This is a genomic window from Orenia marismortui DSM 5156 (assembly GCF_000379025.1).
GTDB classification, from domain to species: domain Bacteria; phylum Bacillota; class Halanaerobiia; order Halobacteroidales; family Halobacteroidaceae; genus Orenia; species Orenia marismortui.
In genome coordinates this window covers 314,671-337,073 of the sequence record NZ_KB900623.1, presented here as the reverse complement: position 1 = coordinate 337,073, position 22,403 = coordinate 314,671, and the positions used below count along the sequence as shown (strand labels likewise).

Genomic DNA, 22,403 nt, shown 5'->3' with positions numbered 1-22,403 from the left:
CTTATAACACAATATTGTCATGCTTTACTGTCTTAATAATTACTTTTCCAGTATCATTATATAATTCCATTGTCCTCCCATAATTTTCTCTAACCTCTGCTCCTATTATGGGAATATTTTTACTTCTTAAAATTTTTTCTACTGCTTCAATATTACGATCTCCAATTCTTATTCGATCGTTAGAATTGGAGAAATTAAACATTTGAGCTCCACCAGCCATTTTTGCTTCTAAACCCCTAGTATTAGCTCCTTTTTTCTGTAATTTATCAATCAATATCTCTATAGCTGTATCTGCATACTTTTCAGGCTTACCCTGCTTTCTATTACTAGGACATTCAGGTAGCATAATATGTGCCATTCCACCTATTTGGGATTTATTATCATATAAAGTTAAACCTACACAAGATCCTAAACCAGATGTAATAATAATATCATCTTTATTACCAACCTTTAAATCAGCCATTCTTACTCGAATCTTATTTTTAGTCAACTAAAACACCCAACTTAGTTAATATCACATCTAAAGAATCAGGGTCTGGAATCAAGAAAAAATGCCCTTTAATTTCTTCAGCTATACTACCTGAAACTTCAGTCTCAATAACCAAAGAATAATCTCCTATTTGACCTAACTCTATAAATGCTACTTCTAAAATTGCTCCAGCCATATCATAAGCTAAAGATGGTACCTCTGGCTTAATCTGAATATCAAGCATCTGAGAAAATGCATTTAAATTTGACCCAGTTAAAATATTGGCTATTTCTTTAAGAGCTGAATCTTCAATTTCTCCTATACTATCTTCTATATTAACCTTTTCCCCAATAAGTAAAGAAAGTAATGTATTAGCACTTGAAGTATCTAAAGTAAACAATACTCCACCATTAATATCACCCTTTATTCTAACTAATACAGCAGTTATTAAATTTTCTACTCCTCCCATCATTTCAGGAACCTGATCAACAGGCAAAATACTTACTTTAGGAACTTTCATATCTATCTTATTATTTAACATTTCCGAAAGAGAAGTAGCAGCATTTCCTGCACCTATACTAGCTACTTCTCTTAAAGCATCTAATTGTATAGGTCCCAATTTAGATAGTTTATCATCTAAATTACTCATTTATTTCACCTCTTATATTACTTTTCTACAAAAATTATATTAAACCTTTTTTCCTTAATTCCCTCTGTTTAGAGAATACCCATTCAATTATTTCTTCTCTGACATCTTTTGGGATATTTACAAATTTAACCCCTAGTAAATAAGTGCTTGAGTTCTCATTAAATATCTCTTTTCTTTGAACTCTTACAACCTCTCCATTAAGTATATTAATAGGCAAATTTATAAAATTTAAATTTATTTCTAACATCCGTCCTTTAGTAATCTCACCCAAATCTTTCAAAGCAAGCATCAAGCCTCCACCACTTATGTCCATGGTGTTAGCTCTTTTGAATTCTTTATCATCTGTTACTAAATCAACCTTTTTTTCTATGTTCTGATAAGATACAACTCGATATCCAATCTCTTCTTGAATAGGTATCCTAACAAAACATCTTCTTTGAATTCTTTGGAATTTATTAGTGTTATAAATTACTAAAGAATAAACAGGCTTTTTCTTTCTCTTTTTTACAGTAGATTCAAACTTATATAATGCAGTAGAAGTATTAAAAAAAACAACTAAACCTGTCTTCTTTTTTAGTGGTAGAGGATTATTATCTTCATCAAAAGGTAATTCTAGTTCTATAAATTTTTTATCAAAATCTAAAACTTTAGATTTATAACTTCCTTTATGAGAACCTTCTGTTATTTCTATACTAACCTCTTGATTAATATTCAATCTAGATTTTCTCATATAATAACCCCCTATTTAGATTAATATTTTATTAAATAAGACCTTTTCTTCTTAACTCTCTCTGCTTAGAAAATAACCACTGCATTAATTTATCTCTATCTCCTTTATTTTGATAGATGAATTCTACACCTACACTATATCTCTTAATTTCAGATTTTACTTCCTTAGTTACCCTAACAATTCTAGCAAAGATGCTTTCAAAGGGTAAATTAGCAAAATCAAAATCTATTTCTATAATTTGATTTTCAGATAAATCATCCTTTTTAGTAACCATCTTTAAGCCGCTAGCACTAATATCCTGTATTATTGCAGTATCTATATTCTTTTTATTAGAATTATAATTGTCCATTAATTCCTCAATATCAACTTCTCTATTTAGCATATTATTTTCTGCAATTAAAGTAAATTTGGTTTCTTGATAGATCTCTAGCCTAAAAAATTCTCTTTCTTGTATCTTTTTTACTATACCAATTAGCTCTAAAACCAATAAAGGAGTAGTTTCTACCTTTCTCTTAACCAACCTTACTGGTAACTCATAAAGTCCATTTTTTTCTCTAGTAAAAACTTTAAATTTCATTCCCCGAGAAATATTAACAACTTTCCCTTCTGAAAACGGTGTGTTTATAACAAAATGCTTTTCATCAATTATATCTGCTATTTGAGAATAATATTCCCCTTCATATTTACCGTAATTAATAGATAATTCTATATTCTGATTAATATTTAGCCTTCTGCTTAGATCAAATCTATTCAGAGGTCTTGCATTTCTATCCGACACTCTAAAAACACCTCCTGAAACTCTTAAAAACCTAATAATTTATTAAATAACCCTCGAATCCCTTGAGATTTCTTAGCAACTTTAGTATCTATTAGCTTAGATGCAGTATTATTAATACTTCTAGCTATTTTAGATCTAGGAAATTCTAATAGAAAAGGGCTTCTAGCCATTACTGATTTTACTACTGCATTATCTTTAGGTAAAACTCCTAGTAGTTCTATATCTAAATTTAAAAAATTATTAGCTGTCTTAATTAAACGCTTAGCTATTCTTTCTCCTTCTCTTTCATTCTCAGATTGATTAACTACTAATTTCACCTTTACATTCTTATCTTGATTAGAAATAACTTTAATAACTCCATAAGCATCAGTTATAGAAGTTGGTTCAGGAGTTGAAATTACAATAACTTCATCTGCACCCAAAATAAAATTAACAACATTATGGGCTAATCCTGCCCCAGTATCTATTAAAATAATATCAAATTTCTCTCCAATCTTTATAAAAGCATTGATCAAATTGTTAATTTGATACTGAGATAAGTTAGCTAATTCCTGTATCCCTGATCCCCCTGGAATTAATGATAATCCTTCTGGACCCTGAACCATTATCTCTTCTATACTTTTTCTTCCTTGAATAACATGTTCTAGATTATATCTTGGAGTTACTCCTAAAATAACATCTAAATTCGCCATTCCTAAATCTGCATCAAAGATAACAACCTCTTTTCCTTGTTTTTTTAAAGCTAAGGATAAGTTAGCTGTAAAATTTGATTTTCCTACTCCACCCTTACCACTTGTAATAGTATAAATATAAGCACCTTTATCATTCTCTTTACTTTTTTCTACTAGCGATTGATCATTACCTTTTTTTACATTCTGTACTAAACTTCTCAGTTTAGATGCTTGATCTTTCATAATTCTAACTCCTCTACTATATCATCAACTAGCTCTTCTATTTCAGCTAATTTAATATCTTCTGGTACATCTTGTCCTATAGTTATATATGATAAAGGTTTTTTAACTTTCGAGGTTGCTTCTAATAAAGTAGCTAAAGAATTGGTCTCATCCACTTTAGTAATAATTAATTTATCTAAATCAACTTCATTGTAAATATCTATAATCTTAATCAAGTCAGTAAGCTTAGTTGTAGCACTCAATACAAGACATATCTCATCAATTGGTGCATTTTTTATAAAACCCTTTAGCTCTGAGATATGAATTTGGTTATTTTGACTTCTTCCTGCAGTATCAACTAAAACTAAATCATAATCTGCATAGCCCTCAATTGCAGCTACTAATTCTTGAGGTGTAAAAACTACTTCTAAAGGCAAATTTAGAATTTCGCTATAAGTCTTCAATTGATCAACAGCTGCAATCCTATAAGTATCTGCTGTAACTAGGCCTACCTTTTTATTCTCAAATAATGAAAAATTAGCAGCTAACTTAGCTAAAGTAGTGGTCTTTCCAACTCCTGTTGGACCAACTAAGGCTACTACTTTAGTCTTAGCTTCTTCTAATTTTATAGGAACTATGGAATCAATAAGAGTCTTAAACTCCTCTCTTAAAGATTCTTTTAATTTCTCTTCCTCTAAATTATTTATATCTACATTTTTAGCAACTTTGTTAGCTAAATTAATAGCAGTTTTATGACTAAAACCTAGTTTACTTAGACCTTCAACTAACTGTTCTAGTTGGGGACTTATTGAGGAATTAAAATGTTTTTTATTACTGAATTTAACCTCCCCAAGAAGATTATTCATCATCTTCTTCATCTGGTTTAGTTCTTCTTTTAAGTAAGTATTCGTTTCATTTAATTTTTCTACTTTTTTATTTTTTTTAGTTGTTTTATTACTCTTAGCTTCAACAGTAGCTACAACTTCAACCATTTTCTTAGCAAAGAAACCAAAAAAACCACCTTTTTTAAATTTGCGACTATGCAAAATTATAGCATCTGAACCTAAATCAGATTTAACTTTTAATATAGCCTCTTGCATATTCTCAGCCTGATATTTCTTGATTTTCATCTATAATTTCACCATCCCTACTGTTTGAACATTCAAGTAAGATTCTAATTCATTAAAAGATAATACAGTTAAATTAGGTACTGATTGTTCTGTTAATTGTTTGAAATGATATCTTACTATAGGTGACGTAAGAACAATTGGATCTAAACCTTGATTACTAACTTGAGCAATCTGTTGGGATAAACTATTAAATATCTGTTGTGCTATATTAGGATTTAATGTAATATAAGAACCTTGTTCTGTATGTTGAATAGAATTTGAAATTTTTTCCTCTAATTCTTGTGCTAGAGTAATAACATATACATTGTTATTATCATCTTTTACTTTCTTAGAAATCTGTCGTGATAAAGCCTCTTGTCTTACATATTCAGTTAAAATACCTGTATCTTGAGTATTCTTAGCTTGATCAGCTAATACCTCCAAAATAGAAACTAAATCTCGAATAGAAATACCTTCTTTTAAAAGATTTTGTAAAACTTTCTGCACCTGTCCAATAGATAATAAGTCTGGAATTAACTCATCAATAACAGCCGAATAATCTTCTTTTATATTATCAATTAATTCCTTAACTTCTTGTCGACCTAATAACTCATAGGCATGAGATTTAACCAATTCAGTTAAGTGAGTTGCCATTACAGAAGGTGGATCCACTACTGTATAACCAAGCATTTCTGCTCTTTCTTTCTGGCTTTCACCAATCCATAATGCAGGCAAACCAAAAGCTGGCTCTGTAGTTTCTTTACCTTCTACCTCTTCAGTGACCATTCCTGAATCCATAGCAAGGTAATTATCAACTTCAATCTCATGTTGAGCAATCTCAATTCCTCTAAGATTTACTCGATAATGATTTGGTTCTAACTGCATATTATCTCTAATTCGAATTGGTGGTATAATCATACCTAACTCTAAGGCACATTGCCGCCTAATCATAGAAACTCTATCTAATAGATCTCCACCTTGCTCAGGAACTACCAAAGGAATTAGGTTATATCCTACTTCTAATTCCATAGGATCAACCTGTAATAACTGAGAAAGATTATCTGGTTCTCTATACTCTTCTATTTCCTCTTCCTCTTCATCATTAGCCAACTCCTCTTGTCCTTTGCTAGATTGGTATAAAGTATAACCTGTAATTCCAATAACAATAGCTAATAATACAAAAGGAAAAGTTGGTAATGGAGTTAATACACCTAATAGAAAAATCACACTAGATACCATCATTAATGTCTTAGGTTGAGCCAATAACTGCTTACTAAAGTCTTGTCCTAAATTACCTTCAGAAGCTGCCCGAGTAACAACAATACCTGTTGCAGTCGAGATAAGTAAAGCAGGCACTTGGCTTACTAATCCATCTCCAACAGTTAATAAAGTATATGTTTGTAAAGCATCAGTGATTGGCATTCCCATTTGAATAACTCCAATAATTAATCCACCTAATACATTTATTAGGGTGATGATTATACCAGCAATAGCATCACCTTTTACAAATTTACTGGCACCATCCATAGCCCCATAAAAATCAGCTTCTTGGCGTATCTCTTCACGCCTTTGTCTAGCTTCTGCTTCTGTCATTAATCCTGAACTTAAGTCAGCATCAATACTCATCTGTTTACCAGGCATCGCATCAAGTGTAAATCTGGCTGATACCTCAGCTACACGTTCAGAACCCTTAGTAATTACAATAAATTGGATTGCAACTAAGATAACAAATATAACAAATCCTACAACATAGTTACCTCCAACAACAAATTCACCAAAGGCTTCAATAACTTTTCCTGCATTTGCCTGTCCTAATATTAAACGAGTAGTAGATACATTCAAAGCTAATCTAAATAAAGTTGCTATTAATAATAAAGAAGGAAATACAGATAGCTCTAAAGGATTTACAAGATACATTGATACTAGTAAAATAGTCAATCCTAAACTTATATTTAAAGTTAGCAAAATATCTAATAATACTGTTGGTAAAGGGATAATGAACATTACCACTACCATAATTACTGCTAAAGCAAAAAAGACATCACTATATTGAGAAAAATTATTACTTTCTAGTCTTTCCATAGGTGTAGCCATTACTACAACCTCCTTTCCTGATCAATTTGATAAACATAAGCTAAGATTTCAGCTACCGCTTGATATAATTCAAAGGGTATATCTTCTCCTATGTCAACTACCTTATATAATGCTCTTGCTAAAGGCTTTTCTTCAACAATCTCAACATCATTTTCTCTTGCAACCTCTTTAATTCTTTGAGCTAACTCATCTTGACCTTTTGCTACAACAACTGGCACTTCCATTTCATCCATATTAAACTTAATTGCTACAGCAATATGAGTAGGGTTAGTAATAACAACCGATGCATCTGGAATATCTTGCATCATTCTACTCATAGCCATTTCTTGTTGTTTCTGTCTACGTTTAGATTTGACCTCTGGACTACCTTCACTCTGTTTTCTTTCTTCTTTTACTTCTTGCTTAGTCATCTTAAGATCCTCATTATGCTGCCATTTTTGATAAAACAGATCTACTATTCCTAATACAATAAAAACTGCACTTATCTTCATAGCTAAAGAATAGGCAGTATCCCCTATTAAGTTAATTGAATTTCTTAAACTACTAGTTGTTAATAGAGTAAACTTTCCTGCTACTTTCTTTATACTAGCATAAGATATTGAAACCACAATAATAATTTTTAAAATAGATTTAAGCAATTCAACCAAAGTTCGTTTGGAGAACATATTTTTTAATCCTTTTAATGGATTTAGCTTACTCAATTTAGGTTTTAGAGCCTTAGGAGTGTAGAGAAAACCAATTTGTGAATAACTTGTAGCTACCCCAACAAAGGCTATCGTAAGCATAATTGGAGAGATTAACTTTAAAACAAAGAGAATAACCTCAATAAATAACGTGTGAAAATTATGAATAGATAATTGCATATTAAAATAATTAACTAAAACTTTATCAGTAAAAGTAACAATTTCACGTATCATATAAGAAAACCAAAAAGATAGTAGCAAAAAACTAAAAAGCAAAGTAAAAGCACTATTTAATTCCTTACTTTTAGCTACTTGTCCCTCTTCTTTTGCTTCTTCTTTCTTCTTGGGGGTGGCTTGTTCTGTCTTCTCTCCTGATGGCATAATTTATCCTCTTTCTATCATTAATTTTAATATCTGATATATGTCTTCAACAGCATCAGAAAAAATCAACTGAAGATGATTTATATAGCTTGGCATAATTAAACTTAAAAAGAGTAATCCTACAAAGGTCTTAGTAGGTAAACCCATCATAAAAACATTTATCTGTGGAACAACTCTAGCGACCAAACCAAAAGCTAAATCAACTATGAATAAAATTGCTATAATCGGTAATGCCAATTTAAATCCTAAAGGCAATAAGTTACCAATAATTCTAAATAACGAAGGAATTAAATCTTTAGATGATTGGAATTTAGTTATCTCAACTATAGTAAAACTATCACTTAATACTTTTAATAAATGATGATGTGCATTAATTGAGAGAAAGACTAAAGTTGCTAAGATATTCTGAAACTGCCCCACTAAAGGAGCTTTCATACCATTTTGAGGATCCATTACATTTGCCATTGCAAAACCCATTCTTGTATCAATAAACTGACCCGCTAATTGTATAGCTATAAAATTTAAAAGCATTATAAAACCAATTATAAATCCGATTAATAATTCTACGACAATTCTAAATAAAATTATTAATAATTGATTAGGAAACTGAATATTCTGGTCAGCAACAAGCGGAAATAAAAGAATAGTAATTAAAAAAGCCAATGCTAACTTGAATCTATTCGGCAAAGATTTGCTACCAAAAATAGGAGCAATTAATAAAAAGCCTAAAATCCTGCTTAATATTAAAGAGAAATTATATATTTGGACCAATAGCTCATCTTGCATATAAATTATCCTCTCTTACTATCCTATATAATTAGGAATATTAACAAACAATTCATTCATAAATTCTACTAAAACATTTAACATCCATGGACCAAAAAAAATAATAGCTAATAATACTGCTAAAATTTTAGGAATAAAAGTCAAAGTCTGTTCTTGAATTTGAGTCGTTGCTTGAAAAATACTGATTAATAAACCAGCGGTCATTCCTAACCCTAACATTGGAGCAGCAACTTTAATTACTGTTAATAATGCTTTAGTACCTAATTCAAGAACTTGAGTTTGATTCATCTATAATCCTCCTTTAATGAAATGTCTCTACTAAGGATTTTATCACTAAATACCAGCCATCGACTAAAACAAACAATAATATTTTAAAAGGCAATGAAATCATTACTGGAGGTAACATCATCATCCCCATAGACATCAAAGTACTTGCAACTATCATATCTATTACTATGAATGGTAGATAAATCATAAATCCAATCTGAAACGCTGTCTTTAATTCACTTATAACAAAAGAAGGTATTAAAATATACGTTGGCACATCTTCTTTACTGTTAGGCCGAGCCGTTTGAGACATATTTATAAAAAGAGCAAGATCTTTTTCACGTGTGTTTTCAAACATAAAATCACGTATTGGAACTAAAGCTGTTTCAAAAGCTGTATTTTGATCTATCTCTTCATTCAAATATGGTTGTAAGGCATTTTGATTAATATCAGTCCATACTGGGGACATAATATAAATAGTTAAAAAGATAGCTAAGCCAATTATAACTTGATTTGGTGGCATTTGTTGAGTTGCCAAAGCTCTTCTTAGAAGAGATAAAACAACAATAATTCTAGTAAAAGAAGTTACTAATATTAATATTGCTGGTGCTAAAGTTAATACCGTTATTAGTAATAATATTTTTAATGAAACAGATAAATCTTCTGGTTGATTATTACTAGCATTATCACCAATTTGTATCTTTAAATTTGGAATGTTAAAATTCGTTTCAGCCAAAGCAATATTTTGTGCCATTAGTAATATAACTAATGAAAGTACTGCTATCTGTATCCATTTATATTTCATCAAATCATTCCTTATCCTTCCTAAAGAAACTGGATATATTCTTCTCCTGAATCTCTAATTCACTCAAATTAACCTCTTCTATAAATTCAATATTTTCTTTTGTAACAGATACCAACCATACTTTTTCTATCACTTTGACTAAATAAAGGCTATGATTTGTATCCAAATAACATCTTTCTAAAACTTTAATCTGATTTGTATTGTTAAATAAAGATCTTTTATTTTTCAATAATTTAGCTACTAAATAAAAGATACTTAAAACAACTGCTAATGAAAACAATACTTTAAAAATATCTGCGGTATAATCCATATTATCAATCCTTACAATTATAGTTTACTCAACCTTTCTTGAGAACTAACAATATCTGTAACCCTAAAGCCAAAGTTTTCATCAATAACAACTACTTCTCCTTTAGCTATTAATTTACCATTAACTAACAAATCAACAGCTTCACCAGCTAATCTATCTAATTCAACAACTGATCCTGGTCCTAACTCTAAGATATCTTTAATTGACATCCTAGTCTTACCTAACCTAACAGTCAATTCTAAAGGAACATCATGGATCAATCTGATATCATTATTTAAACCATTAGCTGCTGCATTGCCTAACTGATTAAACTCTACTTGCTGTACCTCAACATTTTGTTGTTGCATTGGTTGTTGTTGCATTGGTTGTTGTTGCATTGGTTGTTGTTGCATTGGTTGCTGTTGCATTGCTTGCTGTTGCATTGGTTGTTGTTGTGCCGCTTTATTTGGAGACTCATCTATATTTTCTTCTTCAGAGTCAAATCCTCCCATTAATGCATCAGCCAGCTTCTTAGCAAACTCTACAGTCATAACTTGAATAATTTGGCTATCAATTAAATCTCCAATATGCATATCGAAAACAATCTTAACAACTATATCATCATCTTCAACACCTTCTAAATTGAAGATATCACTACTTAATTCTAATAATTCTGCTTTAGGAGGAGAAATATTAACTTTATCTCCCTCAAAAAAATCAGACATAGAGGTGGATGCTGAACCCATCATTTGGTTCATAGCCTCTCCTACAGCACTTATATGCAACTCTGTTAAATCTTCAGGCGGTTCTGTTCCATCTCCTCCCATCATTAAGTCTGTAATAATAGCTGCATCTCCTGATTCAAGGATTAACTGGTTATTTCCCCTTAATCCTTCAACATATTGAACATCAACCACTACACATGGTCTACTATAGCTATCAACTAGTTCTTCTACTGTACTTAGTTCTACCCTTGGAGTTGTAATCTCTACTTTCTGATTTAACAACCCATATAAAGCTGTAGCAGCAGAGCCCATTGATATATTAGCAACTTCTCCAATAGCATCTTTTTCTAAATCAGTTAATATATCTTGCTTGTCAACATCATTATCATCAACATCACTATTCAGTAATGCATTTATTTCTTCTTGTGATAAAGCATCATTCATCGTCTTCATCCTCCCACTCATCTTCAGAAATAGCAGAAGTAATTTCAACCGCTAATTTACTTCCGCACTTACCAGGCTTTACTAAAAATTTCTCTTTTTTATTTATATATAGTGATAAGTTGTCGCTGACTTTATTATCTAACTTTATTACATCACCAGTAGTCAACTGTAACAATTGAGCAATCTTTATATTGGCTTTTCCTAATTCAGCTTCAACAGGCAACTTAGCCTTACCAAGTCTTTTCTTGATCTTGCTTAAGCTTTCGGCTGCAGAATCCTTTCTAGTTGAAGAGAACCAATACTGGGCACTTAATTTAGAAACAATCGGTTCTAAAACAATATAAGGAATACTTATATTGATTAAACCATCAACCTTACCAATGTTTGCTTCAAAAGTAGCTAATATAACCATATCATTATTAGGAACAATCTGGGTGAATTGTGGATTAGATTCTAATTCTTTCACTCTCGGTCTTAAATCTACAACATTTTCCCATGATTCACTAAAACTATCCAAAATGGTCTTATTAATCTTCTTCAATACTACTTCTTCAATATCAGTGAACTCTCTAAGTGTACCTGAACTATCACCTGCATCTCCACCAAAAAAACGTTCAATAATAGCATATCCTATTTTAGGGTTAATCTCAATAAGAAATTCTCCATGTAGAGGATAGAAATCACAAACTGATAAAATAGTTGGTTGAGGTAAAGAACTAATAAATTCCTCATAAGATAATTGATCAATTGATGTAAGTTCAACTTTGGTCATTGTTCTTAATTGAGTAGAAATACTAGTACTTAATAGTCTTGCAAAACCCTCATAAACCATCCTTAAAGTTCTTAATTGGTCTTTAGATAATTTGTTAGGATGCTTAAAATCATAGGCTTCTACTAGTTCATCTTCTTGATCTTTTAATTCATCTGCTTCCATCTCACCCGATGATAATGCATCTAATAATGAATCTATTTCATTTTGGGATAAAACTCTATTTGATGACATAATTTTTCCCCCTACTTAATTAATAATTAAATTTGCAAATTTAATTATTAATTAATAATTCAACTCTACTTTTATAAAATATATCAAAATTATAATTAGTCCATTCTTTTTATATAAGTATATTATTGAACAACAAATTCAGTAAAGAAGACATTTGTTATTTTCCCCTTTAATAAATTCTGATTAATTTGATCCATAATCTCCATTCTTAACTTTCTAACTCCATCATTTGAATTAATATTTTTAGTATCTTTATTTCTTAAAATAGATATAATAGCATCTCTGACTTGTGGTGTTCTTTCTCCTATTTCACTAACAACCTCATCATTACTAACTTCTAAAGTAATATTAACTTTGATAAATCTTCTACCATCAGCTAAATTAACTAAAAATTCACCTATAGATGTAGTCGGTCCTAATTCTTTAGATGCTTTATTCACTTCTTCTTTGTTATTATTCATTCCTCCTAATTTAGTAAACATAAAATAAGAAGATCCTGTAGCTAATAATACAGTTAAAACAACTACTATTATCAAATTCAAACCTTTCTTCTCATCACTCATTAATAATTCCCTCCTTCTGGTCCATCCTTAAAATTATCACATCAACTCGACGGTTAATAGCTCTATTCTCTTTAGTATTGTTAGACTTGATCGGTTTATATTTGGAATATCCTGCTGCAGATAGTCGTGCAGGATTAATATTCCCTTCTTCTATAAAGTACCTTATTACATTAGTTGCTCTTGTGGTAGACAATTCCCAGTTGGAAGGAAACTGTGAATTACTAATAGGCCAATTATCAGTATGACCTTCTACTACTATACTATTAGGCATACTTTTGATAAATCCAGCAATATTATCTAAAATTCCTTGACCATTATTTTTAATCTCTGCCCTACCCAAATCAAATAATATCTTTCCACTAAAACGAATAGTTAAACCTCTATCGGTAATTTCCAACTTAATATCATCTTGTAGTCCTTGCTTATCAATATATTGTGAAATAGTGTTCTGCATATTACTAAGCTGTCTATAACTGGGACTATTAGCGTCTAAACCTGATTCTATTAATTCAGCAGAAGATATAGTTTTTCCTCCAGTTAAAACTCCTAACTTCCCTTGCAGCCCATCCATCATCATTCTAAATTTTTCAGCGTCTATACTAGAAAAAGAATATAATAATACAAAGAAACATAGTAATAAGGTCATCATATCTCCATAGGTAGCTAGCCAGCCAGCGCCTCCACCATCATCATTTTTACTCTTCTTTTGGCGTGCCATTAATATTCACCAGCCTCTTCTTCAGCGCTAATCCCACTTCTTGAGCTTGGTGATAAGAAAGCTTTAAGTTTTTCTTCTACAATTCTTGGATTCTCCCCAGCTTGAATTGATAAAATACCTTCAATCATTACTTCTTTAGATAAAATTTCTTCCTCACTTTTTATCCTTAATTTTTCGGCAACAGGAATAAATATCATATTAGCCATCATAGATCCATATAAGGTAGTAATTAAGGCTACAGACATACCTGCACCCAATGATCCAGGGTCATCTAAGTTAGCTAACATACCAATCAATCCAATTAAGGTACCTATCATACCAAAGGCTGGAGATAATTCAGCACCTTTATCAAAGACACCTTTATTAATTGAATGTCTTTCTTCTAAAAAATTAAGCTCTGTTTCCATAATACTTTTTACTAACTGAGGATCAGTACCATCAACAATTAATTGAACCCCTTTCTTCAAAAAATCATCATCTAACTCATATACTTCTTCTTCTAGAGCTAATAACCCTTCTCTTCTAGCTTTCTCTGCAAAACTTACCAAAATAGAAATGATACCTGATGCTTCATTATCCTTATCTGAAAATACAATTTTCATTGCTGCTACAGCATTTTTTAGCTGCTTAAAGGAATAAGATAAAATAACTCCTCCTATCGTTCCTCCAAAAACAATTAACATAGAGAAAGGATCAATGAACATCATAATATTCCCTTGGCCAAACATACCAGCTAAAACTAATACTGTTGCCAATAATAATCCAACAATTGATGCTAAATCCATTCTGTCACCTCACTTTTATTCTGGCTGAAAAGCAACCTTTCTTTTGTAGGCTATTACTTTTTCAACCACTTCATCAATATCTTCTTTAACTATCAATCTATGATTAGTAGTTAATGTAATTACTGTATCAGGCGTTGATTCTATAGTCTCAATTAACTCTGCATTTATAACTAACTTAGAATCATTTAACCTAGTTACTTCTATAATAATCACCACACCCTTTATTAATCTAATATAAAACAGCAAATAAACCATAAAATTCTTAGTTTATATCAATTTAGGAGTAAAGGGATTAATCCCTTTACTCATTGATTTAAATGAAAATAATTTATCTTTTAAGATTTACTAATTGCTCTAATATTTGATCTCCTGTTGTAATTATCTTTGAGTTAGCTTGAAATCCACGTTGAGTAGTAATCATTTCAGTAAGTTCTTTAGACAAATCAACATTAGACATTTCTAAGTTACTTGGTTTAATAACTCCAGCATTTCCTACACCTGCTGTACTAATTACAGGCTGACCTGAGTTATTAGATTCTGCATACATAGTACCTGCCTCTTGGCTTAAACCAGCAGGGTTATTAAAAGTGGCCATTGCTATTTGCCCTATAGTCTCAAGCTGACCATTCTTATAAGAACCAGTTATTACTCCAGCGCTATCAATAGTAATACCTTCTAGTTCACCTGCAGCATAACCATCTGCAGTTTCTGCTTTAGCACTCATAGCAACATCACCATATTGGGTTATTTCACTAAAATCAAGAGTAATAGTTTGATTAAGTGCTGCTCCTCCAGTCGGACTAACCTCTAACTTAGGCAAAGCAGCCTTTAATTCTGCATCAGTAATATTGCCATTTCCGTCACCATCTAAATTAGTAAAGGTACCAGTATTACCAGCATCTATCCCTTGAACATCTCCATTAGTATCAAAACGAATAGTTCCTGTATCTCCACTGTCAATATTAGCACCATCAACATTAGTTACTGTATAACTCCAATCATTATTAGCAACTTTTTTAAACTCTAATTCAACAGTATGTTTAGTTCCTAGAGAATCATAAACAGAAATTGAAGTAGTATGGTTATCATCTATTTCTGCACTAGCATCTAAATTACCAGTACAATTAATCTTTTCACTGGCTCTAGCTGGCATCGATGAAGTTAATGATATTGCTTCTAAATCACCATTAGTATCGACATCTTTTTTACCATCTCCATCTACGTCAGCACCAGCCATCCAACCTTGTACATAAAGTCCATTGGCAGAATTAACCAGATTACCATCTTCATCAAATGTAGTAGCACCAGATCTAGTATATAAACTGCTACCTCCGTTCTCTAAGACGAAGAACCCATCACCTTCAATTGCTAAGTCTGTAGTAACACCAGTAGATTGTAAGCTTCCTCCACTCATATTTTGATCAATACTACCTATTGTAACCCCTAATCCTACCTGTTGAGGGTTAGTACCTCCACGTCCATCTTGGGCAGAAGTAGCCCCTTTGATAGTTTGATTTAACATAGTTGTAAAATTGACACTACTACTCTTAAACCCAGTAGTATTTACATTAGCAATATTATTACCAATAACATCAAGCTTTTTAGTATGAGCTTTTAATCCTGATATTCCAGAATATAATGAAGTTAACATCTATCAAAACCTCCTTGTTTTTAAAGCAATAATTTAAATCATTCAAAAACTATATTTACTTTTAATTATAAATTAAATTCTTCTATCGCCTCTATCAATCAGCGATTATAACCTCCCGTTAGGGTCCAGTTATTTCATCACAATGGCACTATCTATATTTGTAAATAGATTTTCTTCCATACTATCCTTATCCATTGCAGTTATTACAGTATTATTTTTGACACTAACAATAAAAGCATTGTTATCAATTAAAACTAAAGACTCCTTAGCACCCTTGCTCTTTGCCTTATCTATTGCTGTTTCTAATTTATCAATATCTCGGTTTGTAAACCCTATCTTTCTTGACCGCAGTCTTTTAACAGCATGTTTGGATAACTTCAAACCATCATTATCATCCAATTTATTTTTCAGCAAAGCTTTAAAGCTATCACTTGAACTATTTTTATCAATATTATCAGATTTTCGATGAGACTGTTGTGATAAATGTAAGGAGCGATTTGAATAAATTTTATTCATACATAATCCTCCTTCTATGACAAAATCTCTTGTATATTAGCTACTGAGTAGGATTCACCGTCAATAACAACATTAATATTTCCATCAGACAGATCTACTTTTTCAATTTTTCCAGTTATAGTTTCTACCTCTTCGCTTTCCGAATTTGTCTGTTCTACAGTAACCTCTTTACCTATTAATTGACCTGCTTGTGAAAACTGTTGATAATTTATAAGACTAGATATGCTAGTATTTAAGTTTTCTATAGTTTTAGTCAATTGATCAGATTGCTGCAAAGAAGTATATTCTGTCATTTGTGACATCATTTGGCTGTTTTCCATTGGCTCAGTTGGATCTTGATATTGTAATTCAGTTACTAACAAACTTAAAAAATCATCTGTAGTCAACTCATTTTTATTAGTTTTTGTAGTAGCATTTCCAGAATTTCGAATATCTTCAACACTTGAATATGATGTACCTTCTACTGTACTCAATCTATCCCCCTCCTTCTAAACAATATAATTCAATTTATCATTTAAACCATTATTTTCACCTTTAGCTTCTTCAGTAATAGTGTCTTCTACTGTTAAAGCTAATTCATCTAGATCATCCAAATTAAATTTTCCGCTATTATTCTTGCTTTGCTCCTCATTAAATGCAGAGTGTTCATTTCCACTAAAGGCTTGAGATAAATCTTCTCCATCAAAAGCTGTAGAAACATCTAGGGTCTCAATTTGTAAATCCTTCTGACTTAAACTCTCGCGCAACTTGAATATATTACCCTCTAATAGCTCTTTAACTTGTCCATTTTCAGCTAAAATTTTAGTTGATAAATGTCCTTCTTCAAGAGTAATTTTAACATGTAATCTACCTAATGATTCTGGCTTTAGCTCAATAGTAATTTCTTTACCTTTATTAACAGTTGTCAAATCAATTTTCTCATTAACCTGACTAACTATATTCTTAAAATTGACCTCTTTGTTAGACTGAAGTTTATTGATACCATTAGAAACCTCAGACTCATTAGCTAGAATATTATGATTAATATTCACATCTATATCTTTTACTAAATTATCAGCATTCTTAGTCTTAACATCTTCTAAACCTTCAGACAATAATCTGTTATCATTTGTCTCTATATTTAGGATTTTACTACCTTCAACATTTCCTTTTTTATTCAAATGTATAGATTCTTCTTCACTTCTTACATTAGTGTTATATCTAAATTTATTTTGATTATATCTACTTAATTTAGCTATACTAGATTGATTCATTGCTTTGTGATGAATTAATCTTTGTTTTTCAGAAGTACTATCACTAATATCCTTAACTTTCAAATTACTAATCAACTCTTTGAGAGTAGATAATTCACCTTCTAAGTTTTTGCCTATATTGATTTTACCTTCATTAGTCTGGCTATTTTTTAATAATGAAGTTAACCTTTCCTTTATAAGCTCTAATTCTTTTAAAGGATTTTGAAGTAATAGGTGACCTTTTGATTTTTGTGATACTTCATCACTTACTACTTTTACACCTTGTAGTGACTCATTTGGTAAATCTAATTGTTTTATAATCTTATTTAAAATAGAAACTATATTTTCTAAATCATCTTCATCTACCTTCTCCAAATCTCCCTTTAACAAATTCTCTATCTTCTGAATATCTTTCTCATCTACATCTATATCAGCTTTTTCTTGCTGTTGGTCTACAGAACTATTCTTAGAAGATTGATCAATCTTTTTCTCAAGAGAAGTTACAAAATCACTATTACCCTCTTCTTCTTTAATCCTTTTATTATTTGACTTTGGAGCAGACTGAAGATTAGTATTCATAACTGCATTCATAGCTGTCATCTTTTCACCTCCTTTCAATAAGATAATCTTGTTGAGATATCAGCAGCTATCCCACTATCCATACTAGATAAGATTTCTGCTACTATTTCTTCATCTATCTGATTTAATATATCAATAGCCAACTTTTCATTTAACTTAGGTATTATTTGAGCAGATTTTTCTGCGTCCATTTCACTATATACATCTGCTAATTTTTTTGTTTTTTCTTCATAAGCGATCTTGTCAGTTTTAATATTTTTTATATTTGCATTCAAATCAGCAATATTATTTTTTTGTTCAGATATAATATTATCTCTAGTCTTTAATTCTTCAAATAATTTCTGATTCTGCTGTTGCAACTTTTCTAAATTTCCTTTAAGCTCTTTTACTTGATCTTCTAATGCTTTATTTTCGTTTTTAGTGACTAGATATTTATCTACAGCTGGAATACTTTCTACCTTAGATAATGATGCCTTTTTTATATCCTCGATGGTAAAAACTTTAAAATAATCTAGTAAGAACAAACTTAAAGCTGCTAATACTAATAATACTACTAGTCCTAGGAGTATCTTCTTTTTCATTATTAGCTCCTCCTGCTTAACTACTATTTAATAAACTATTATTCAAATTAATCAACAATATAAATATATATATTAAAATTGCTCTCATAAGCCTTGCGATCTATTACCTTTATAATTAAACTTATTAATAGCTAACTCATCATTTAACTTCTGTTCCTCAGATAACATTTCTTGCCAATGCTCATCATATTTTCTATCCCTTAGTTTAACTAGAGATTTTTTCTCTTTAGTTTTAGAGATTAAGTTTTGACGGCACTTCTTTATTTCATCTTCCCAATAGTTTAGCTTTAAGGTTAACTCTTCAATTTCATCTCTTAAAAATTTAATATAATTTCTTGTTCTTACAGCTTGCGATGGATTTATTTTGATTCCTTCTTCCTTTTCTAACTTCTGTTGAATATTCTTCTTCTCTGCTTTCAAGTTATCAATCTTCTTCTCAATTTTTCGATATTCTTGTATTAATCTAGCTAACTCTTTTTGTATTGCCTCTTCTTCTTGCTTTTTTAGATCTAAAACTGACTGTAATCGAAAATTAAATTTTTTCAATTATATCACTCTCCAGCAAAGATATTCATCAAAGAATTAACAGTATCACTATAACTACTGTTCTCATTAATCCCCTGCTTTAAAAAGTTATTAACTGCATCCAATTTATCTAAGGCATAATCTAATTTAGGATCACTACCTGGTTCATATGCTCCAATAGTAACTAAATCTTTAGCTTCTTCATAAGTAGCCAATACACTTCTTAACTGACTAGCAGCTTCCTTATGTTCTTCACTTACAATTTCATTCATCACTCTACTAGTACTCTCTAATATATCTACAGCAGGATAGTGATTTTTGGCTGCTAAATCCCTAGATAAAACAATATGTCCATCTAAAATACCTCTAACTGTATCAGCAATAGGTTCATTCATATCATCCCCTTCTACCAATACTGTATAAAGGCCTGTCATTGTTCCCTTTTCATTAGTACCTGCCCTTTCCATTAACTTTGGCAACAGAGCAAATACTGACGGAGTATATCCTCGTGTAGCAGGTGGTTCACCTACAGCCAGACCAACTTCACGTTGAGCCATAGCAAATCGAGTTACAGAATCCATCATAAACATAACATCTTTACCTTGATCTCTAAAATACTCTGCAATAGTAGTGGCTACCAAAGCACCTTTTAATCTAATTAAGGCGGGCTGATCAGAAGTAGCTACAACTACTACAGAACGCTTTAATCCTTCTTCTCCCAAATCCTTTTCAATAAAATCACGTAATTCTCTTCCACGCTCTCCAATTAAAGCAATAACATTAACATCCGCATTTGTATTACGTGCAATCATTCCTAAAGTTGTACTCTTTCCCACGCCACTTCCTGCAAAAATACCCATTCTCTGACCTTTCCCACAAGTTAGTAAACCATCAAGACTTCTGATCCCTAAAGACAATGGTTCAGTAATTCTCTTTCTGGTCAAGGGATTAGGAGGAGAATTATAAACTGAATATTCTTCCAACTTACCTTCAACAGAAAAGTCTGACATAGGATTACCTAAACCATCTAAAACATGCCCTAATAATTCAGGACCAACCTTAACTTTCAATGGTTCTCCAGTAGAAAAGACTTTACAACCTGGACCAATACCATCCATTTCACCTAAAGGCATTAATAATACACTATTATCTCTAAATCCTACTACCTCAGCTTGAATAATCTCTGAACTAAGTTTAGGTTTAATCAAACACTTTTCTCCCAAATGCACATTAGGACCTTCAGATTCAATAGTTAATCCTACAACTCTTTTTACTTTACCAAAAGATTTAATTGGATTAATATAACTTAAATCATTAACCAACTTAGCTATATCAAAATCAAATAATGATTTATTCATCATTATTCACTTCCAATAATCTGCTTTCAATTTCTTTTAATTGAGAGTCAATACTAGCATCAAAGCCACCAAAATCTGTTTCAATAATACATCCACCTTCTTTGATGCTTTCATCACTAATAATTTTTATCTTTTCTAGGCCATTATTTAAAGCTATTAGTTGCTCTTTATAATCTCCTAATAACTCTATATCACCAGGACTAACTCTGATACTAATTTCTTCTTCGCCATCTAATAATCTGATTGTATCTTGGATAATATTTTTTATTAATTCGGAATCAAGTTGTAATTCTTGTCCAATAATTTTTCTACTTATAGCAATTGATAATTTAACTATATCTTCTCTTATCACTGCCATTCTTTCATTAATTTCTTGATCAAATTCCTCAACACTATCGTGAAGAGTATTTGTCAGACTATTAAATTTTTCTACTATCTGTTTTAATCCCTCTTCTTTTCCTAATTCAATCCCCTGTTTATAAGCTTTTTCTTTATTTGTTTTAATAACTTCATTAGCTTCTGCTTCTGCATTAGACTTGATCTTTTCAGCCTCTTCTTTTGACTGGTTAATTATTTTTTCAGCTTTAGCCTGGGCATCAGCTACTATTTCATCGGCTTTTTTTTGAGCATCAATCAAAATTTGTTGTTTAAGATTATAATTTTCCTCTTCAATTTGCTCTTCAAGATTATTATCAATATTGTCTTTTATTATTTTATGATCAGATCTATTATTGATTATAAACTTTTGGCCTGATTTAACTTGACCTGACTTTATAACATTAGACAACAACCTCATCCTCTCCGCCACGATTAATGATAATTTCTCCAGATTCTTCTAATTTTCTGATCTCATTAACAATTTTTTGTTGTGCTTCCTCTACATCACTTATTCTAACAGGTCCTAAGTATTCTATATCCTCTTTTAACATCTCAGAAGCCCTCTTAGATTGATTAGTAAATATCTTTTCAGCCACTTCATCACTAACTGTTTTAAGAGCTAATGATAAATCATCTGTATCAACCTGACGTAATAGAATTTGAATATCTCTATCTGTTAATAATGTGATATCTTCAAACACAAACATCTTTTGTCTAATTTCTTCAGCTAATTCTGGATTTTGTTCATCAAGATCTTCTAGAATCTTCTTCTCAGTTGCTCTATCAGATAGGTTTAAGATATCTACAATCGAATCTATTCCACCAGCAACAGTATACTCATTAGTCATTAATGATGATAATTTCTGTTCTAATACCCGCTCTACCTCTTTAATAACATCAGGACTAGTTCTTTCCATAGTAGCAATTCTTTTGGCTACTTCAGTCTGTTTATCATAAGGCAAAGAAGATAGAATAGAAGCAGATTGATCAGTATCTAAATAAGCCAAAATTAAGGCAATGGTTTGAGGATGCTCATTTTGAATAAAGTTTAAGATCTGACTAGGATCAGTCTTTCTTAACTGATCAAAAGGTCTTACTTGTAATGAAGCAGTTAAACGATCAATTATATCATTAGCTTTATTTTGCCCTAAAGCTTTTTCTAAGACTTCTTTAGCATATTCCATTCCACCATGGCTAATATAATCATAAGCAACACACATCTGATGAAATTCATCTAAAACTTGATCTTTTACATCTGTAGAGACTTTATCTAAATTAGCTATTTCCAAAGTTAAATCTTCTATTTCATCATCATTTAGATGTTTAAAAACTTCTGCTGATGAATCTGGTCCTAAGGAAACTAATAGAATAGCTGCTTTTTCTTTTCCAGTTAAATTTGCCATTCCTTTCCC

27 protein-coding genes are annotated in these 22,403 nt (G+C 31.0%); all 27 read right to left on the bottom strand.

Going from position 1 to position 22,403, the window contains the following annotated elements:
• Position 1 precedes the first annotated feature (1 nt).
• Positions 2-490, bottom strand: coding sequence for a chemotaxis protein CheD (locus OREMA_RS0115335; RefSeq protein WP_018250133.1), 489 nt, complete (start codon positions 488-490; stop codon positions 2-4).
• Positions 483-1,118, bottom strand: a complete 636-nt coding sequence (locus OREMA_RS0115330; protein ID WP_018250132.1) for a chemotaxis protein CheC — start codon at positions 1,116-1,118, stop codon at positions 483-485. Before OREMA_RS0115330 ends, OREMA_RS0115335 begins: the two co-directional genes overlap by 8 nt.
• Before the next feature lie 34 nt (positions 1,119-1,152).
• Complete coding sequence (locus OREMA_RS0115325; RefSeq protein ID WP_018250131.1) at positions 1,153-1,848, bottom strand: flagellar brake protein; 696 nt, start codon at positions 1,846-1,848, stop codon at positions 1,153-1,155.
• 31 nt (positions 1,849-1,879) lie between these two features.
• Complete coding sequence (locus tag OREMA_RS0115320) at positions 1,880-2,626, bottom strand: flagellar brake protein (protein WP_018250130.1); 747 nt, start codon at positions 2,624-2,626, stop codon at positions 1,880-1,882.
• Between the two features lie 23 nt (positions 2,627-2,649).
• Complete coding sequence (locus OREMA_RS0115315) at positions 2,650-3,540, bottom strand: MinD/ParA family protein (RefSeq protein ID WP_018250129.1); 891 nt, start codon at positions 3,538-3,540, stop codon at positions 2,650-2,652.
• Positions 3,537-4,649: a flagellar biosynthesis protein FlhF gene (flhF, locus tag OREMA_RS0115310; RefSeq protein WP_018250128.1), complete on the bottom strand. Its 1,113-nt coding sequence runs from the start codon at positions 4,647-4,649 to the stop codon at positions 3,537-3,539. Before flhF ends, OREMA_RS0115315 begins: the two co-directional genes overlap by 4 nt.
• A complete protein-coding gene (gene flhA, locus OREMA_RS0115305) occupies positions 4,650-6,722 on the bottom strand; it encodes a flagellar biosynthesis protein FlhA (protein WP_018250127.1) in 2,073 nt (690 codons plus the stop codon).
• A gap of 2 nt (positions 6,723-6,724) precedes the next feature.
• On the bottom strand, positions 6,725-7,786 hold the full coding sequence (gene flhB / locus OREMA_RS0115300) for a flagellar biosynthesis protein FlhB (protein WP_018250126.1): 1,062 nt from the start codon (positions 7,784-7,786) through the stop codon (positions 6,725-6,727).
• Positions 7,787-7,789: 3 nt separating this feature from the next.
• Complete coding sequence (gene fliR, locus OREMA_RS0115295) at positions 7,790-8,572, bottom strand: flagellar biosynthetic protein FliR (protein WP_018250125.1); 783 nt, start codon at positions 8,570-8,572, stop codon at positions 7,790-7,792.
• Positions 8,573-8,590: 18 nt separating this feature from the next.
• A complete protein-coding gene (gene fliQ, locus OREMA_RS0115290) occupies positions 8,591-8,860 on the bottom strand; it encodes a flagellar biosynthesis protein FliQ (protein ID WP_018250124.1) in 270 nt (89 codons plus the stop codon).
• Positions 8,861-8,873: 13 nt separating this feature from the next.
• Positions 8,874-9,644 (bottom strand): flagellar type III secretion system pore protein FliP, encoded by a 771-nt coding sequence (fliP, locus tag OREMA_RS0115285; RefSeq protein WP_018250123.1) that lies wholly within the window; start codon positions 9,642-9,644, stop codon positions 8,874-8,876.
• A gap of 4 nt (positions 9,645-9,648) precedes the next feature.
• Positions 9,649-9,954 carry a FliO/MopB family protein gene (locus OREMA_RS0115280; RefSeq protein ID WP_018250122.1) on the bottom strand — a complete coding sequence of 102 codons (306 nt, stop codon included), beginning with the start codon at positions 9,952-9,954 and terminating at the stop codon, positions 9,649-9,651.
• Positions 9,955-9,971: 17 nt separating this feature from the next.
• Entirely contained in the window at positions 9,972-11,102 is a 1,131-nt protein-coding gene (gene fliY / locus OREMA_RS0115275; RefSeq protein ID WP_018250121.1) for a flagellar motor switch phosphatase FliY, read from the bottom strand.
• A complete protein-coding gene (gene fliM / locus OREMA_RS0115270) occupies positions 11,095-12,105 on the bottom strand; it encodes a flagellar motor switch protein FliM (RefSeq protein ID WP_018250120.1) in 1,011 nt (336 codons plus the stop codon). The genes fliY and fliM overlap by 8 nt, the downstream gene beginning before the upstream one ends.
• A 122-nt stretch (positions 12,106-12,227) precedes the next feature.
• Complete coding sequence (locus OREMA_RS0115265; RefSeq protein ID WP_018250119.1) at positions 12,228-12,668, bottom strand: flagellar basal body-associated FliL family protein; 441 nt, start codon at positions 12,666-12,668, stop codon at positions 12,228-12,230.
• Positions 12,661-13,386 carry an OmpA/MotB family protein gene (locus tag OREMA_RS0115260; protein WP_018250118.1) on the bottom strand — a complete coding sequence of 242 codons (726 nt, stop codon included), beginning with the start codon at positions 13,384-13,386 and terminating at the stop codon, positions 12,661-12,663. The genes OREMA_RS0115265 and OREMA_RS0115260 overlap by 8 nt, the downstream gene beginning before the upstream one ends.
• The gene (locus tag OREMA_RS0115255) at positions 13,386-14,171 is read right to left on the bottom strand and encodes a motility protein A (protein WP_018250117.1); all 786 of its coding nucleotides are present in this window, start codon (positions 14,169-14,171) and stop codon (positions 13,386-13,388) included. The genes OREMA_RS0115260 and OREMA_RS0115255 overlap by 1 nt, the downstream gene beginning before the upstream one ends.
• Positions 14,172-14,186: 15 nt before the next feature.
• Entirely contained in the window at positions 14,187-14,384 is a 198-nt protein-coding gene (locus OREMA_RS0115250; protein WP_018250116.1) for a flagellar FlbD family protein, read from the bottom strand.
• Between the two features lie 115 nt (positions 14,385-14,499).
• Positions 14,500-15,822 carry a flagellar hook protein FlgE gene (locus OREMA_RS0115245; RefSeq protein ID WP_018250115.1) on the bottom strand — a complete coding sequence of 441 codons (1,323 nt, stop codon included), beginning with the start codon at positions 15,820-15,822 and terminating at the stop codon, positions 14,500-14,502.
• A gap of 129 nt (positions 15,823-15,951) precedes the next feature.
• On the bottom strand, positions 15,952-16,338 hold the full coding sequence (locus OREMA_RS0115240) for a TIGR02530 family flagellar biosynthesis protein (protein WP_018250114.1): 387 nt from the start codon (positions 16,336-16,338) through the stop codon (positions 15,952-15,954).
• A gap of 14 nt (positions 16,339-16,352) precedes the next feature.
• A complete protein-coding gene (locus OREMA_RS0115235; protein WP_018250113.1) occupies positions 16,353-16,811 on the bottom strand; it encodes a flagellar hook assembly protein FlgD in 459 nt (152 codons plus the stop codon).
• Between the two features lie 15 nt (positions 16,812-16,826).
• Positions 16,827-18,170, bottom strand: a complete 1,344-nt coding sequence (locus OREMA_RS0115230; protein WP_018250112.1) for a flagellar hook-length control protein FliK — start codon at positions 18,168-18,170, stop codon at positions 16,827-16,829.
• A gap of 14 nt (positions 18,171-18,184) precedes the next feature.
• Positions 18,185-18,730 (bottom strand): MotE family protein, encoded by a 546-nt coding sequence (locus OREMA_RS0115225; RefSeq protein WP_018250111.1) that lies wholly within the window; start codon positions 18,728-18,730, stop codon positions 18,185-18,187.
• An 84-nt stretch (positions 18,731-18,814) separates the two neighbouring features.
• Positions 18,815-19,276, bottom strand: a complete 462-nt coding sequence (fliJ, locus tag OREMA_RS0115220; protein WP_018250110.1) for a flagellar export protein FliJ — start codon at positions 19,274-19,276, stop codon at positions 18,815-18,817.
• Positions 19,277-19,281: 5 nt separating this feature from the next.
• Positions 19,282-20,616 (bottom strand): flagellar protein export ATPase FliI, encoded by a 1,335-nt coding sequence (gene fliI / locus OREMA_RS0115215; protein WP_018250109.1) that lies wholly within the window; start codon positions 20,614-20,616, stop codon positions 19,282-19,284.
• A complete protein-coding gene (locus tag OREMA_RS0115210) occupies positions 20,606-21,400 on the bottom strand; it encodes a FliH/SctL family protein (protein WP_018250108.1) in 795 nt (264 codons plus the stop codon). The genes fliI and OREMA_RS0115210 overlap by 11 nt, the downstream gene beginning before the upstream one ends.
• Positions 21,393-22,394 carry a flagellar motor switch protein FliG gene (gene fliG, locus OREMA_RS0115205; protein ID WP_018250107.1) on the bottom strand — a complete coding sequence of 334 codons (1,002 nt, stop codon included), beginning with the start codon at positions 22,392-22,394 and terminating at the stop codon, positions 21,393-21,395. Before fliG ends, OREMA_RS0115210 begins: the two co-directional genes overlap by 8 nt.
• Positions 22,395-22,403 lie beyond the last annotated feature (9 nt).

What these genes read in the sequence shown, in the direction of transcription:
- fliQ (WP_018250124.1), bottom strand. Translation starts at nt 8,860, where the DNA reads ATGAATCAAACTCAAGTTCTTGAATTAGGTACTAAAGCATTATTAACA.
- OREMA_RS0115280 (WP_018250122.1), bottom strand. Translation starts at nt 9,954, where the DNA reads ATGGATTATACCGCAGATATTTTTAAAGTATTGTTTTCATTAGCAGTT.
- OREMA_RS0115255 (WP_018250117.1), bottom strand. Translation starts at nt 14,171, where the DNA reads ATGGATTTAGCATCAATTGTTGGATTATTATTGGCAACAGTATTAGTT.
- flhA (WP_018250127.1), bottom strand. Translation starts at nt 6,722, where the DNA reads ATGGCTACACCTATGGAAAGACTAGAAAGTAATAATTTTTCTCAATAT.
- fliP (WP_018250123.1), bottom strand. Translation starts at nt 9,644, where the DNA reads ATGAAATATAAATGGATACAGATAGCAGTACTTTCATTAGTTATATTA.
- OREMA_RS0115240 (WP_018250114.1), bottom strand. Translation starts at nt 16,338, where the DNA reads ATGAATAAAATTTATTCAAATCGCTCCTTACATTTATCACAACAGTCT.
- flhF (WP_018250128.1), bottom strand. Translation starts at nt 4,649, where the DNA reads ATGAAAATCAAGAAATATCAGGCTGAGAATATGCAAGAGGCTATATTA.
- OREMA_RS0115315 (WP_018250129.1), bottom strand. Translation starts at nt 3,540, where the DNA reads ATGAAAGATCAAGCATCTAAACTGAGAAGTTTAGTACAGAATGTAAAA.
- fliY (WP_018250121.1), bottom strand. Translation starts at nt 11,102, where the DNA reads ATGAATGATGCTTTATCACAAGAAGAAATAAATGCATTACTGAATAGT.
- fliG (WP_018250107.1), bottom strand. Translation starts at nt 22,394, where the DNA reads ATGGCAAATTTAACTGGAAAAGAAAAAGCAGCTATTCTATTAGTTTCC.
- OREMA_RS0115225 (WP_018250111.1), bottom strand. Translation starts at nt 18,730, where the DNA reads ATGAAAAAGAAGATACTCCTAGGACTAGTAGTATTATTAGTATTAGCA.
- OREMA_RS0115245 (WP_018250115.1), bottom strand. Translation starts at nt 15,822, where the DNA reads ATGTTAACTTCATTATATTCTGGAATATCAGGATTAAAAGCTCATACT.
- OREMA_RS0115330 (WP_018250132.1), bottom strand. Translation starts at nt 1,118, where the DNA reads ATGAGTAATTTAGATGATAAACTATCTAAATTGGGACCTATACAATTA.
- OREMA_RS0115265 (WP_018250119.1), bottom strand. Translation starts at nt 12,668, where the DNA reads ATGAGTGATGAGAAGAAAGGTTTGAATTTGATAATAGTAGTTGTTTTA.
- fliM (WP_018250120.1), bottom strand. Translation starts at nt 12,105, where the DNA reads ATGTCATCAAATAGAGTTTTATCCCAAAATGAAATAGATTCATTATTA.
- fliR (WP_018250125.1), bottom strand. Translation starts at nt 8,572, where the DNA reads ATGCAAGATGAGCTATTGGTCCAAATATATAATTTCTCTTTAATATTA.
- OREMA_RS0115260 (WP_018250118.1), bottom strand. Translation starts at nt 13,386, where the DNA reads ATGGCACGCCAAAAGAAGAGTAAAAATGATGATGGTGGAGGCGCTGGC.
- flhB (WP_018250126.1), bottom strand. Translation starts at nt 7,786, where the DNA reads ATGCCATCAGGAGAGAAGACAGAACAAGCCACCCCCAAGAAGAAAGAA.
- OREMA_RS0115230 (WP_018250112.1), bottom strand. Translation starts at nt 18,170, where the DNA reads ATGACAGCTATGAATGCAGTTATGAATACTAATCTTCAGTCTGCTCCA.
- OREMA_RS0115325 (WP_018250131.1), bottom strand. Translation starts at nt 1,848, where the DNA reads ATGAGAAAATCTAGATTGAATATTAATCAAGAGGTTAGTATAGAAATA.
- fliI (WP_018250109.1), bottom strand. Translation starts at nt 20,616, where the DNA reads ATGATGAATAAATCATTATTTGATTTTGATATAGCTAAGTTGGTTAAT.